This is a genomic window from Pseudescherichia sp., from assembly GCF_032052675.1.
GTDB lineage: Bacteria > Pseudomonadota > Gammaproteobacteria > Enterobacterales > Enterobacteriaceae > Pseudescherichia.
This window is the reverse complement of sequence record NZ_DAMBWA010000004.1, coordinates 27,341-40,701: the sequence shown is the minus strand read 5'-3', so window position 1 is coordinate 40,701 and position 13,361 is coordinate 27,341. Positions and strand designations below refer to the sequence as shown.

The window sequence follows — 13,361 nt, the reverse complement described above, 5'->3', positions numbered from 1 at the left end:
ATGCACATCTTCCTGAACAGCCTGCGTTACGCGTTGTGGCTTGTGTTCTGTTTATTCCGTCATGCCGTTTTCGTGCCTGCCGCTTTCGGCGGTGTCTACCTGCTCGCCTGGCTTGTTTTCGGCCATCCGGTCAGTGACCTGAACGACCAGTTGCAGAAGGAGGCAACGGCATGGCGCACCGCGCCGCCCGGACATTACATGTGGGAGGAATGCCCGGCGCCTGATAATGCGGCTCCGCCTGATGCAAAGCCGGCAGCCTGTACCGTCACTGCCGTCTCCACAGAAACCGCGGCGAACAATTACCTGCTGTCATTGCGGGCTGTATGGATCATTTTTTTCATCCTGTCGAATGTTCTGTATGTGCTCTGGCGCTTACTGGCGGATGCCCTGCGTTACCACTCCCTTTCCTGCAGGGAAGCCGGTGCCGGGAGGGGAACGTATATCCGTATAGCCGACGGTAAAATTATAAAGGAGGCAGACGATGAGTAACCGTTACGTCATTGAGGCCCTGCTGCGTCCGGCCGTTGAGCTGAATACCGCCGTGGTATCGGGCATGGCGGCGTATGTCTGTGTGCAGGCACCCTGGGCTGTCGCTCTGGCTCCGTCTGTCAGCTATGTCACCGCAGCCGGGTTTGCGGCGCTGGCCGTCACCCGCACGCATCAGGGGATGAAGATTATTCGCTACCGCCGGAATCTCCGCCGCCTGCCGCGCTATGTCATGAGTACTAAACAGATCCCCGTCAGTCATCGTCGCCTGTTTCTAGGCCGGGGGTTCCGCTGGACGCAGAAACACACCCAGCGGCTGCAGGATACGTTGCGCCCTGAAGTGGCCCGTTACCTGCAGCCAAACCGCTTTTACCTGGGGGCGCGTCAGCTCGAAATGATGACAGAGCACCGTCTGCCCTGGCTGGGTAAGCTGCTGAGTGCCGATACGCCGCTGAACCCGGTGCGGCCATTACCACCGGTGGGCGGCAATCCGGCGCTGCACGGCATCGAGCCCGACGAAAAAGACGTCACCCTGGCTCTGGGGGAGCGCGTTGGCCATACGGTGGTGTACGGCACCACGCGCGTCGGGAAGACCCGGCTGGCAGAGCTGCTGGTCACCCAGGATATCCGGCGGGGTGAAGTCACCATCGTGTTTGATCCGAAAGGCGACGCAGACCTGATGAAACGCGTCTGGGCAGAGGCCCACCGGGCCGGACGCGGGGACAAGCTGTATATTTTTCATCTTGGCTGGCCTGAAATTTCAGCCCGTTATAATGCCGTCGGGCGTTTTGGTCGCGTGTCAGAGGTGGCGTCCCGCGTGGCCGGTCAGCTGTCGGGTGAGGGGAACAGCGCGGCATTTCGCGAATTTGCCTGGCGGTTCGTCAACATCATCGCCCGTGCGCTGGTCGCCCTGGGTGAGCGCCCTGACTACACGCTGATCATGCGCTACGTGAACAATATCGCCGATCTCTATATCCGCTATGCGGAAAAAATCATCCAGGCGCAGCTGCCGGCTCTGCAGACGCAGATTGAGAATAATCAGCAGGTGCTGGGAGAGGACGACGTGCCCCGTAACATGCAGGGTCAGCCGGATGCCTTACGTATCTGGGCCATTGAGGTTGCCCTGAGTTCAGAAGAGGGTAAAAAACTCTATGATCCCATCCTTGACGGGCTGCGGTCAGCGGTACGTTATGACCGTACTTACTTTGACAAAATCGTGGCGTCGCTGCTGCCGCTGCTGGAAAAACTGACCACCGGCAAGACCGCCGAGCTGCTGTCGCCGGATTATCAGGACATTGACGACACGCGGCCGATTTTTGACTGGGAACAGATCATCCGTAAAAAAGCCGTGGTGTATGTGGGGCTCGATGCGCTCAGTGACAGTGAAGTGGCGAGCGCGGTCGGTAACTCCATGTTCGCCGATCTGGTGAGTGTGGCCGGGCACATTTATAAACACGGTATCAATGCGGGCCTGCCGGGCGGGAAAGAAGGGAAGTCCCTGATTAACCTGCACTGCGATGAGTTTAACGAGCTGATGGGGTATGAGTTTATTCCTCTCATCAACAAAGGGGGCGGTGCCGGCATGCAGGTGACGGCCTATACCCAGACGTCTTCTGATATTGAGGCACGCATCGGGAATGCGGCCAAGACGGCCCAGGTACAGGGTAACTTTAACAACCTGATTATGCTGCGCGTCAGGGAGAACCGCACCGCCGAGTTGCTGACCACGCAGCTGCCGCAGGTGGAGATTTACACCAAAACGCTGGTCTCCGGGCACCAGGACACGGCGGATGTCAATGCAGACCAGGACTTCACCTCAAGCACCCAGGACCGCGTCGGGACGGTAAAAGTCCCACTACTGGAGCCGGCCGATATCGTGACGCTACCAAAAGGGCAGGCGTTTGCCCTGCTGGAAGGAGGGCAACTGTGGAAAATCCGCATGCCGCTGCCTGCCGGGGATGCTGATGATGTGCTGATGCCGGAAAGTATTGAGAAAATAGCGGAGGAGATGCGGCGCAGCTATCACAGCGGCGAATCCTGGTGGCGGGACGGCCCGGCCCTGAACGTGCCGGTCACAGGAGGGGCGAATGGCTGAGGTAAAACGTCCCCCACAGCAGCAGACGCTGCCGGAACGCAAGCACGGCATTCTGTATAATCTGCTCTGGGGCTGGCCATGGGCCCTGGTGGGCGTGGTGCTGTCCTCGCTGCTGCTGAGCCTGCTGATTGAATATATCGGCATCGCCTTCTTCTGGCCGGAAGCCGGGGCGGCGCACAGTGAAGCGGTCATGAACACCGAGCTGGGGTGGCTGTCCACAGAGTTCACCCGCAGCCTGCTGCTGTCTGAGCCATCGGTGACGGTTGTGCGCTGGGTTAGCACCGCGTATCAGTGGGCCTTTGTGGACAGTGGCTTCCTTGACTGGGTCCGGCAGCAGTATGCGCACCAGATGCACAGTGACAATGCAGTCACGCGGGAAATCAACAGCTGGAGCGGCTGGCTTGCCGGCTACCTGCGTGAATACCTGCTGGCCACGGTATGGATAAGCATTATCACACTGGTACGCGTCACCATCCTGGTGCTGTCCGTCCCGCTGTTTGTGCTGGTCGTGGTGGTGGCCCTGGTTGAGGGGCTGGGGCGGCGTGATCTGCGGCGTTACGGGGCGGGGTATGAAAGTTCTTTTGTCTATCACCATGCCAAGAAACTGGTCAAACCGGCAGCCGTGGTGCCCGCCATGCTGTACCTTTCCTGGCCCACTGCAGTCTACCCCAATCTGCTGTTGTTGCCGGCGGCTGTCCTGTTGGGTATCGCCGTGACCGTGACCACTGCCTCATTCAAGAAGTATCTTTAAATCAGGGCTGGACGGAGGCGTGCAAAACTTGTTTTGCGCGCCTGCCGTCAGCAGACAAGCCATGAAACCACTGTTACTGGCGCGTCAGTGTCAGTTATTAAATACCGTCAGTTCTGTCACTTTGAAGCTGTCTGGCTTGTTGGTTATGCTGTCGTAGGGTGCCTGTAGCTTCCATTGCTGACCCGGCTCCAGATTTTCAGCCATCGCTGCCGTATTTCCTATTACTGCCCCATTCTGAAGCAAGTTGAATTTGACAATTACAGTCTTCACAGGCCCACCTGACACGTTTGTTCCCGTGCCTTCAATTTGCTGCAAACCATTTGCTGCTGTGGCGAAATGCAGGTCTGAAAGTTGGACTTTGCCAGTACCGTCGGCCGCAAGAACAGGGCCGGTAATCAGTGCAGTGATTAACGTGGCCTTCAGAACAGTCTTCATCATTTTCATTTTCCCTCTGTTTACCGTTGAGTTTTCTTAATATCACAATGAACCTTTATTTACAGCTAAACCTGCCACCGGCACTGACCTGCAATTAATTTTGAAATTCCTGTTTAGGGTTTATCGCTGACCCGACGCTCCCTCTTCCGCATCCTGTCCGCACCCCTTAATCCTTCTGGAGGTGCGTATGAACTCAAATCGTCCGGCCATGCGGCGCAACCGTCGTGTCCCGGGCATCACTGGCCTGGTATTGCTGACCTTTCTGGCATCAGCTGCTGCACAGGCATCCGAGAAAGACGAGCTTGCGTCTGTTCAGCGTCAGCTGGACCAGGTTCAGGCGTCGCTTGAACGGGCCCGCGTGGCGGCTGCACAGGCCGACCCGGCTGACCGTGGCCGCTTTTTCTTTGATTACCGTCAGGCCACATCCGATCTCAACACCATCCGCAGCGGCATTGACCGCTATCTGGAGCCCTCCCGCGCGCAACCGCGTGACCCGTCTTATGTGGCCGGTAATTACCGGCGGGAGCGGCCCTGATGCCCATGACATCCGAACAAACGAACGCGTTTAAAGCCGGCTCCGGCAGTCTTGATGTGAACATCCTTCATCTGCTCTGCATCGGGGCACTGCTGGCATTTCTTTTTTTATGGGCCGCGTGGGCGCTGTCGGATGTCTGGACCGGCTGGAGTAACACCAAAGTGCGGGACGCGGCCCTGGGGCGTTTTGCCGTCCGCACCGTGCTGCTGTTGCTTGTGTGTATCTGGATGTTTGCCAGTTAACCCGATTATGAACGTTAAGTCAGGAGATGAATTCCATGCACCATTCTGAGTCTGTTGTTGCCCGCCTGCGCCGTCTCGCCAGTCGTACGCTGACCCGCGCCGGTACGCTTGCCCTCCTGGGCTGGCTCACCTGCAAACCGGCCTTTGCGGACTTGCCAAGCGTTGAAGCGCCTGAATCCGGAGGCGGAAGCGGGCTGTCCGGACAAATCAAGGGATACCTGCAGGACGGCATTGTTATCGGGGGGCTGGTCGTGGCGGCCGTTGCCTTTATCAACGTTGCCATTGCCGCCCTGCACACCTTCACCGAAGTCCGCAATGAGAAAGCCACCTGGACCAAATTCGGGGCCATTGTGGTGGTGGGTGTGGTGCTGCTGGTTGCCGTTATCTGGCTGCTCGGCAAGTCTGCCGACATTCTGTTGTAGGAGCCTGCGACGATGCAGACCATTCGTTTTTTACCTGACCGTCTCAACAGTGAGCCCGTGGTATTTCGCGGGTTTACCACCCATGAGATGGGGCTGGCAGCCCTTGCCGGCGCGGGTGCGGGTCTGCTCCTGTCACTGCCGTTTATCCCGCTTGCCGGCTGGGTTGTCGTTCCCACCGGCCTGCTGGTCATGCCGCTGCTGCTCGTCTGGTTCGGCGGCCGCTGGATGGCCAGGCTCAAGCGCGGTAAGCCCGAGAACTGGCTCTGGCAGCGACTGGAGACGAAAAAACGCCGGCTGGGGATGGGCAATCCGAAACTGATTGTGGATGCCCGGGGCTGGTCAGTGAAACGTAACAGGAGAGCCTCATGAGCCGTTTTCGCCATGCGGTAAAAGACCGCGACCAGCATATTCAGACGCTGCGCATCGCCTGCGCCGTGCTTGCCTTTTTCCTTTTATTCACCTGTGCAGGCTGGATGCTGGCACCCAGCAAGCTGACCGTGCATAACCCGCCGGATTTACGTACCGGCAGCACGCGGCCCTGGTGGGAAGTGCCGCCCCCGACGGTCTACTCCTTTGCGTTCTACATTTTTCAGCAGCTCAATGCCTGGCCGAAAAACGGCGAGGTGGATTATTCCGCCAAAATCAATGCGCTGTCGCCGTATCTGACGCCGTCCTGTCAGGATTTCCTGAAAGCGGATGCAAAGAAACGCGGTGACGCCGGGGAGCTCACCGACCGCGTGCGCGTGGTGTATGAAGTGCCTGGTCGCGGTTACCAGTCACAGAGCGTGACCGTACAGGATCGCGATCACTGGATTGCCCGCCTGGACATGGTGGCCGACGAATATTTCCATGCCGAGCCGGTCAAACGCGCCCTGGTACGTTACCCGCTTAAAGTGGTGCGCTGGGAAGGTGATGCGGAGCGCAACCCGTTCGGGCTGGCGCTGGACTGTTATGCCGGTGTGCCCCAGCGTCTGGAGGCGGCACCGCCTGCACCTAAACCGGAGAAGTCAGGAGTGTTTCAGTGATGAGTAAAAACCCCCACTACCGCGCCGGGCTGATGGCGCTGTCCTTCGCCCTGCTGCCCCTGGCAATGCTGGTATCACGTCCTGCCGGCGCAGATGAGCTGATGAAATGGGAGCGTATTCCGCTGCAGATCCCCCTGAAGGTGGGGCAGGAGCGGGTGGTCTTTGTGGACAAAAACGTCCGCGTCGGTTTTCCGCCGGCGCTTAACGGTAAACTCCGGGTGCAGAGCACCGGGGGAGCCGTCTACCTGAAAGCCGACAGCGCCTTTCCGCAGACGCGGGTGCAGCTGCAGGATGTGGAAAGCGGCGAGGTTCTGCTGTTTGATATCGCCGCCGGTGAAAAAGGGCCGACTGAGCCGGTGCGGCTGGTCTACAGCGGTGATGTCAGCACGCTGAGTCACGCCGGCGATGCGGCCGGTCAGCCAGGTGGTGCAGACCGGGCTGCTTCCGGATCAGGCTCATCTGCTCCCACCGGCAGCGATGATGGTACTCAGGCAAAGCGTAAAAAAATCCGCTACAGCGCCCCCATCCCGGTGCTGCTGACCCGATATGCCGCTCAGAGCCTTTATGCTCCGGCACGTACGGTCGAGGCGGTCCCGGGTATTCATCCGGTCAATCCTCATCTGCCCCGACGTGTCAGCACGCTGTATCCCTCTGAACCATTAACGGTCACGCCGCTGGCTGGCTGGGGTGTGGCAAACCGCAGCGTGGTGGCACTCAGGCTCACGAACACCGGCAGCCGTAAGGTCGTTCTGGATCCACGCTCGCTGCAGGGACAGTTTGTGTCCGCCACCTTCCAGCACCGCTGGGTCGGTCCGGCCGGCACGCCTGAAGACACCACCACGGTGTATGTGGTGACCGCCGGTCGTCCGGAGAGCGCATTCATTGCTGAGCCGTCTGCACTGCGTAAAGCGACCCGCACGGTAAAACAGGAGGCCCGCCATGCAGATTAAATCTAATGCCCTGGTGAAGTTTATCGTGCCGGCCGTGGTGATTGCCGGGCTGGCCGTGGGGCTCAAAAGCTGCAAAAACGAACCGGCAGAACAACCTCAGGCAAAACAAAGCGGCTCCCTGAAAAACCTCTCGCCGGATGAACTGAAGGCGCTGGGGGTGGAAGGCGACACGCCGGAGGACACCCTGCGCACGCTCATCGGCCGGCTGAACGATGTGCGTGACCGCCAGAAAACGCTGGATAAGCAGAACGCGGATTTGGTGAAAGAAAACGAACGGTTGCGCCGGCGCAATCAGGACGTTTCAGGACAGGTGAATGAGGCCGTTAATGGCCTGCGCGAGCAGTACGACAAGCGGCAGGCTCAGCTTCAGAACGAACAACTGAGCCTGACGGCGAAAATCCAGGAGCTGACTGACAAACTCAAAAAGCCTGACAGCGAGAAAAAAACGGCGGACAGCGATATCCCGCTGGGGCTGGGACTGGACGGCATGGGCAGCAGCACCGGGGGGAGCGCTTCTCAGGGCAGTGACGGCATGATGTGGGTCGCGCCGACGGACCAGAAAGAGACGGATCCGCGGGATGCGGCCAGCGGCAAAGCCTCACCTCAGTTCCCGACCTCTTTTCTGGGGGAAAATGAGCTGACCCGCCAGAAAGCCGCCTATGAGCAGAAAGTGAAGGGACGGACGAATGAAAAAGGGGCGGAAGAGAGCGCCGAGCCGGTTTACACGCTGCCGGAAAATTCCACGCTGGTCGGCAGCCGCGCCATGACGGCACTGCTTGGCCGGGTGCCCATCAACGGCACCGTGACCGATCCTTATCCGTTCAAGGTGCTTATCGGTAAGGATAACCTGACGGCGAACGGCATCGAGTTACCGGACGTCGAAGGGGCGATTGTTTCGGGGACGGCCAGCGGCGACTGGACGCTGTCCTGCGTGCGCGGGCAGGTTAACAGCGTCACCTTTGTTTTTTCCGACGGTACGGTGCGCACCCTCCCCAGACCCGACACCAGTAACAACGCCGGCGGGCAAAATAATAACGCTCAGGCTAAACAGGATACCGGCACCAGTGGCGGTATCGGTTGGATTTCGGATGAAAACGGGATCCCGTGCATTGGCGGCGAACGTAAGTCCAACGCCTCCACCTACCTGCCCACCATCTTTGGCCTGTCGGCTGCCGGTGCGGCGGGTGAAGCGATGAGCCAGGGGCAGTACACGACGCAGAACAACGTGAATGGCATTTCCGCCACCATGACCGGCGACGCCGGACAGGCGGCGCTGGGGAAAGCCATTTCCGGCGGCATGTCTGAAACCACCGACTGGATCAAACAGCGTTACGGGATGACGTTTGATGCCATTTATGTGCCGCCCGGTGCCCGTCTCGCCGTGCATATCACCCGTCAGCTGGCCATTGATTATGAAGATAAGGGCCGTAAGGTGCGCTACGACTTCACCCTGCCGGGTGGCGTCAGTGACAATGGCGGACTGGACTGAGTACACGGCCATGGCGGGACAGATAACGTTTTTCCCTCTTTCATCCGTGTGCTGGATGTTCAGCGACGGGGCAGGCTGGCATATTGACGTGATCCCTGCGTCTTCTGCGGTTCTGTTGCTGCGACCCGTCGCGCTGTTGCCTGCCGGCGCACCTTTACTGCGCTGGCGCAATGGCCAGCTTTTACTGGATATCGGCAGGTTCTCCCTGCCGCTCAGTGCCCGGGAGTGTGCCGTTTCGTGGCGCAGCCCGAAAATCCCGCGCCGGCTTTACTGCCCGCGTATGACATTACGGGAGCTGGGGCACCTGCTGAATGTCAGTGCGTTCGTTTTTATCTGCGGCGGTTACGATCCGGCCGCCTCACAAAGGAGATACCGGTAATGTACAGAACGGTTTTCATTCTGGCCCTGAGCTGTGTAATGCTCAGCGGCTGCTCAACCTCCAAAGAGGAAATGCTGCCGGCGGGCGATAACACCATGCTTGAACTGTGGAACGGGGCGGACGGTGGCGGCAGTACTTCCCGCCAGTCTGCGGCGGCCCGCGACACGCTGCGACGCCCGCTGACGGGCAGCGAAACGCAGGCGGACGCGCAGGCCGACCGCAGCTACAGCCGTACTCAGGAAAGCGAAATCACCCAGCAGTTTCCCCGGCTGCCCAACCCCGACATGGTGATGTACCTGTATCCCCATCTGGCAGACGGTAACACGCCGGTGCCGGGTTACAGCACTGTGTTCCCGTTCTACAGCCAGACGCAGTATGCCATGCCTGGCGAGCGCACGGAGGCCCTGTAATGCTTTCACTGTTTACGCGTAATAAATCCACCGACCGGCAGACGCCGGTTGATGACGGCCAGTCCGTTCAGGCAGATGAAACCCTGACCGCGGCCGTGAAGGGCCGGCAACCTCTGAAGCGCCCCGGGAAAATGACGCGCCAGGATGAGGAGAAGGTTTATCACGCCAATCCGTCCATCATTGACTTTTTGCCCTGGGCAGAATTTCTCGATGAAGAGCAGTGTCTCCTGCTTGATGACGGCGTGTCGGTGGGGGCCGTTTATGATGTGACACCGGTGGCGACCGAAGGGCGAACCGAAGAGCGCCTGGAGCAGATCCGGGACTCGGTTGAGGATGCACTTCAGGACAGCTTTGATGAACATGACGTGAATCCCTGGGTCGTGCAGTTCTTCTGCCAGGACGAGGACGACACTGACGCGTACCTGGACAGGCTGCGCGGGTATGTCAAACCACATGCACAGCGCACGGCGTTTACCGACGCCTGGCTGGGTGAAATGGAGCGCCATATCCGCAGTATCTCCCGGCCTGAGGGACTTTTTACTGACTCGCTGATTACCGGCCAGCCGTGGCGCGGGCAGCAGCGCCGCACCCGGATGGTTGTTTATCGCTGGCTTGGTAAAAGCCGGGATCCGATGCCGCCGGTGGCGATGCTCAATCAGGTGTGTGACCGGGTCGTTAATGCCCTGGGCGGGGCGGGGATCCGCTGCACCCGGCAGAACGGCCTGCAGGTGCATGGCTGGCTGCTGCGGCTGTTCAATCCGTCACCGGACTGGGTGGAGAAAACCACGCTCTATCGGCAGGCTGCTTACGCAGACCCGCGCGAGACACCTGAAGGCACCGTGCCGGTCAGCAATGATTTTGCCGAAACCCTGTGGTTCACGCCGCCGGTTTCAGACCCGGAAAACGGCGTGTGGTGGATTGACAACAAGCCGCACTGCGCGGTGGCGGTGGAAAAACTGCGTACACCGCCGGAGCCGGGCACCCTGACCGGCGAGAAAAGCCGGGGTGAAAAGAAAATTAATGCCCTGATGGATATGTTTCCGGAAGGGACCATGGTGTGCATGACCGTGGTGGTACAGCCCCAGGACCGGCTTGAAGAGCAGTTTAACCGGCTGTCGAAAAATGCGGTCGGTGAGAATACCGAGTCGGGCCGCGTCCGCCAGGATGTGAAGACGGTCAAAGAGTATCTGGGCAACCGGCACAAGCTGTACCGGGCGGGGATCACCTTCCTGCTGCGCGGCGACGACATGACCAGCCTGAAGCGCAAGCGGCTGGAGCTGTCCACCGTATTGCTAGGGGCCGGTCTGCAGCCGGTACGGCCGGAGTTTGAAGAAGGTCCGCTGAACAGCTGGCTGCGGGCGCTGCCGATGTGCTTTAACCCGGACAGCGACAAAAAACACTGGTATACCCGTCTGACATGGGTTCAGCACCTGGCAGGACTTTTGCCGGTAACCGGGCGGGAAACCGGCACGGGGCATCCCGGCTTCAGCTTTTTCAACCGCGGCGGGGATACCCTTACATTCGATCCGCTCAACAAGCTCGACCGCACCCAGAACGCGCATCTGCTGTTGTTCGGCCCGACCGGGGCGGGCAAGTCGGCCACGCTGTGTGCCGCGCTCTCCCAGCTGATGGCCGTCCATCGTCCGCGGCTGTTTATTGCGGAGGCCGGCAACTCGTTCGGCCTGCTGGCCGACTTCTTTGACAGCCTCGGGCTGACGGTGAATAAAATCAGCGTCAAACCCGGAAGCGGCGTCAGTCTGCCGCCGTTTGCTGATGCTCACAAACTGGTGGAAGAAGGCCTGGCCGCCCAGGCCGTGGATGAGAGCGACCTGCCTGATATCGACACGGACGACGATGGCGAGGATGACAAGCGTGACGTTCTCGGTGAAATGGAAATCTCCGCGCGCATGATGATCACCGGCGGCGACCCGAAAGAAGAGGCTGACCTTAAGCGTGCCGACAGGGCGATGATACGTGAGGCGCTGCTGATGGCGGCACATGCCACGTATAAGGAAGGGCGGCAGATGCTGCCGTCTGACCTGCAGAAGGCGCTGTACGACATTGCCTCTGACAACGATGAGGGCGTCATCAATGTCCGCAATGCTCAGCGCAAGGCGAAAGCGGCGGAAATGGCGGAATCCCTGGGCATGTTCACTCAGGCCGGGAGCTTTGAAGCGGAGCTGTTCAACCGCGAAGGGGAGCTGTGGCCGGAAGCGGACGTGACGCTGGTCGACCTGGGGCATCTGGCGCGTGAGGGTTACGAGGCGCAGATGGCCCTGACCATGGTCTCGATGACCAACATGATCAACAACATCGCGGAGCGTGACCAGTTCCTGGGCCGGGATATTGTCTTCACGGTGGATGAGGCGCATATCGTGACGGTCAACCCGCTGCTGTCGCCCTACATGACGAAGGTGGTCAAGATGTGGCGTAAGCTCGGTGCCTGGCTGTGGCTGGCCACCCAGAACCTTAAAGACTACCCGGATATTGCCGAAAAAATGCTGAACATGGCGGAATGGTGGATTTGTCTGACCATGCCCCCGGAGGAGGTCAAAGATATCAGCCGTTTCCGCGCGCTCACGCCGGAGCAGGAATCGGTGCTGCTTTCCGCCAGTAAACTGTCGGGGTGTTATACGGAAGGCGTGGTGCTGGCGAAACGGATCGAAGCGCTGTTTCGTGCCGTGCCGCCCAGTCTCTTCCTGGCACTGGGCATGACGGAAAAAGAAGAGAAAGCCGAACGCCGGGCGCTGATGAATGAATTTCACTGCAGCGAACTCGAGGCGGCAAAACGCGTCGCGCAGAATCTGGACCGTCTGCGCGGTCTGACGGATAAACAACAGGAGCCTGCCACGGTATGATGACACTGAAGTACCCTGAACCCGCCATTCATGAGCACAGTGGCGGTGCGCTTTTCACCCTGTCGCCTCAGGGGGAGCCCGGCGTGCTCCCGGCGACACATCAGCATCTGGTGAGGCTGCGGGCGATGCTCAGGCAGCGCCTGACCGGGCCGGTCAAAATGACGTGTCACCCGCACCGGGTGGGACTCAGCAGCAGCGTGGCCATCTATCTTGAGGGAAAGCTGAAGCAGGCGGTGAATATTCTTATCACCGTGACGGGACAGACGAGCTGGCCGCAGGAAGAGGAGTATGCGCATCCGCGCTGGTATATCACGGTGCCGGATTCGGCTGACCTGGTGTATCTGATGCTGTGGATTAACGGGCTTGACGTATAACTACAGACTTGCCTTCACCAGGGGCATGATTACAAAAAGAAAATAACAATATTGCATACCGGCCCTCAGGGCCGGTTTTTTGCTAAGTAACGTCATAAAATTGACTACGAGGTCAAGAAGATTTCCTTCGCATAACCTTCTTAACGCATTCACTTATAAATCCTTTTTGCTGATGGGAAATATCCATGAACATTGATTCACCTTCCATTTTGAAAGGTAAAACTCCTCCCTCGTATGCAAACCCTGTTTTGTTTAGAGGATAAAATAGCGCAATCCTATACTCTGCTTCATGAGAAAATATATTTGGTTTAAAAAAAACAAGTTCTTCAGGAGTGAAGCTGTCTGGTGCCGTTCCTGGATGATAATAGATCACATCTTTCCCTTTAATTTCAGTACCCGGGAATCTGTGGTCTAAAAGAGAAAGTCTTTCTTGGAGGAGATCAACGTCGAATGCGATGCAGATATCAGCTTTAAAAGCAGCATAGAGTTCTGGCTCATCTTGCCGATTACTCAAACATATACAATAACAATGACGAGGCGATAGCGTAAACATGGGATCTGCAGTCATATCGTCAGGGTTAAGGGTGCGCCCATTAATTTTTATAGCAACTTGATAACGATCCGGAGTGAAAATTTTTTCCATTTCATTATCGCGCATTTTTTCGTTTTCCATGCGTGAATAATGCGTCAGGTCACACAGTCGTATCGGAGCTTCGTCGCGGATAACGGGGCCAAGAATCTTCTCCTTTCCATACAGATACCTGATATTCATCATCACCTCTGGCAATTTAGTTGAATGATTACAGATTAGTACTTTATGCCGGGTTTAACCGTCTGTAGTTATATCATTAGCTAAATGGTTGTGATCATTTCCTACTGCAAAAGCTACAGATTCGCTGATTAATTTTTT

The 13,361-nt window shown here is 58.3% G+C and carries 16 protein-coding genes; 14 read left to right on the top strand and 2 right to left on the bottom strand.

Annotated elements, in window-relative coordinates; translation table 11 throughout:
• Genes RTX96_RS07010 through RTX96_RS07000 form a run of 3 tightly spaced genes read left to right on the top strand, consistent with a single transcriptional unit; the run spans position 1 to position 3,332 of the window.
• Positions 1 to 489: a hypothetical protein gene (locus RTX96_RS07010; RefSeq protein ID WP_006785964.1), complete on the top strand. Its 489-nt coding sequence runs from the start codon at positions 1 to 3 to the stop codon at positions 487 to 489.
• Positions 482 to 2,581, top strand: coding sequence for a type IV conjugative transfer system coupling protein TraD (gene traD, locus RTX96_RS07005; RefSeq protein ID WP_006785965.1), 2,100 nt, complete (start codon positions 482 to 484; stop codon positions 2,579 to 2,581). Before RTX96_RS07010 ends, traD begins: the two co-directional genes overlap by 8 nt.
• Positions 2,574 to 3,332 (top strand): TIGR03747 family integrating conjugative element membrane protein, encoded by a 759-nt coding sequence (locus RTX96_RS07000; protein ID WP_006785966.1) that lies wholly within the window; start codon positions 2,574 to 2,576, stop codon positions 3,330 to 3,332. Before traD ends, RTX96_RS07000 begins: the two co-directional genes overlap by 8 nt.
• Positions 3,333 to 3,422: 90 nt before the next feature.
• Here RTX96_RS07000 and RTX96_RS06995 read toward each other — a convergent pair whose 3' ends face one another.
• Positions 3,423 to 3,770: an FxLYD domain-containing protein gene (locus RTX96_RS06995; protein WP_016808262.1), complete on the bottom strand. Its 348-nt coding sequence runs from the start codon at positions 3,768 to 3,770 to the stop codon at positions 3,423 to 3,425.
• A gap of 184 nt (positions 3,771 to 3,954) precedes the next feature.
• On the opposite strand from RTX96_RS06995, the gene RTX96_RS06990 reads away from it, so the two are divergent.
• The 11 genes from RTX96_RS06990 to RTX96_RS06940 are packed head-to-tail and all read left to right on the top strand — an operon-like array spanning position 3,955 to position 12,451.
• The gene (locus tag RTX96_RS06990) at positions 3,955 to 4,302 is read left to right on the top strand and encodes an RAQPRD family integrative conjugative element protein (RefSeq protein ID WP_006785967.1); all 348 of its coding nucleotides are present in this window, start codon (positions 3,955 to 3,957) and stop codon (positions 4,300 to 4,302) included.
• Positions 4,302 to 4,544: a TIGR03758 family integrating conjugative element protein gene (locus tag RTX96_RS06985; protein WP_003029734.1), complete on the top strand. Its 243-nt coding sequence runs from the start codon at positions 4,302 to 4,304 to the stop codon at positions 4,542 to 4,544. The genes RTX96_RS06990 and RTX96_RS06985 overlap by 1 nt, the downstream gene beginning before the upstream one ends.
• Positions 4,545 to 4,579: 35 nt before the next feature.
• Positions 4,580 to 4,966, top strand: coding sequence for a TIGR03745 family integrating conjugative element membrane protein (locus RTX96_RS06980; protein WP_006785968.1), 387 nt, complete (start codon positions 4,580 to 4,582; stop codon positions 4,964 to 4,966).
• 12 nt (positions 4,967 to 4,978) lie between these two features.
• Positions 4,979 to 5,335 (top strand): TIGR03750 family conjugal transfer protein, encoded by a 357-nt coding sequence (locus tag RTX96_RS06975; RefSeq protein ID WP_004115534.1) that lies wholly within the window; start codon positions 4,979 to 4,981, stop codon positions 5,333 to 5,335.
• Positions 5,332 to 5,991: a PFL_4703 family integrating conjugative element protein gene (locus RTX96_RS06970; RefSeq protein ID WP_312670616.1), complete on the top strand. Its 660-nt coding sequence runs from the start codon at positions 5,332 to 5,334 to the stop codon at positions 5,989 to 5,991. The genes RTX96_RS06975 and RTX96_RS06970 overlap by 4 nt, the downstream gene beginning before the upstream one ends.
• Positions 5,991 to 6,941, top strand: coding sequence for a TIGR03749 family integrating conjugative element protein (locus RTX96_RS06965; RefSeq protein ID WP_006785972.1), 951 nt, complete (start codon positions 5,991 to 5,993; stop codon positions 6,939 to 6,941). Before RTX96_RS06970 ends, RTX96_RS06965 begins: the two co-directional genes overlap by 1 nt.
• A complete protein-coding gene (locus tag RTX96_RS06960) occupies positions 6,931 to 8,430 on the top strand; it encodes a TIGR03752 family integrating conjugative element protein (protein ID WP_006785974.1) in 1,500 nt (499 codons plus the stop codon). The genes RTX96_RS06965 and RTX96_RS06960 overlap by 11 nt, the downstream gene beginning before the upstream one ends.
• Complete coding sequence (locus tag RTX96_RS06955) at positions 8,414 to 8,809, top strand: hypothetical protein (protein WP_020899223.1); 396 nt, start codon at positions 8,414 to 8,416, stop codon at positions 8,807 to 8,809. Before RTX96_RS06960 ends, RTX96_RS06955 begins: the two co-directional genes overlap by 17 nt.
• A complete protein-coding gene (locus RTX96_RS06950; RefSeq protein WP_006785978.1) occupies positions 8,809 to 9,219 on the top strand; it encodes a TIGR03751 family conjugal transfer lipoprotein in 411 nt (136 codons plus the stop codon). Before RTX96_RS06955 ends, RTX96_RS06950 begins: the two co-directional genes overlap by 1 nt.
• Complete coding sequence (locus RTX96_RS06945; protein ID WP_023202704.1) at positions 9,219 to 12,077, top strand: conjugative transfer ATPase; 2,859 nt, start codon at positions 9,219 to 9,221, stop codon at positions 12,075 to 12,077. Before RTX96_RS06950 ends, RTX96_RS06945 begins: the two co-directional genes overlap by 1 nt.
• Positions 12,074 to 12,451: a hypothetical protein gene (locus tag RTX96_RS06940; RefSeq protein WP_004115528.1), complete on the top strand. Its 378-nt coding sequence runs from the start codon at positions 12,074 to 12,076 to the stop codon at positions 12,449 to 12,451. The genes RTX96_RS06945 and RTX96_RS06940 overlap by 4 nt, the downstream gene beginning before the upstream one ends.
• Positions 12,452 to 12,563: 112 nt before the next feature.
• On the opposite strand, the gene RTX96_RS06935 is transcribed toward RTX96_RS06940, so the two are convergent.
• Positions 12,564 to 13,109 carry a hypothetical protein gene (locus RTX96_RS06935; RefSeq protein WP_223151192.1) on the bottom strand — a complete coding sequence of 182 codons (546 nt, stop codon included), beginning with the start codon at positions 13,107 to 13,109 and terminating at the stop codon, positions 12,564 to 12,566.
• Positions 13,110 to 13,361 lie beyond the last annotated feature (252 nt).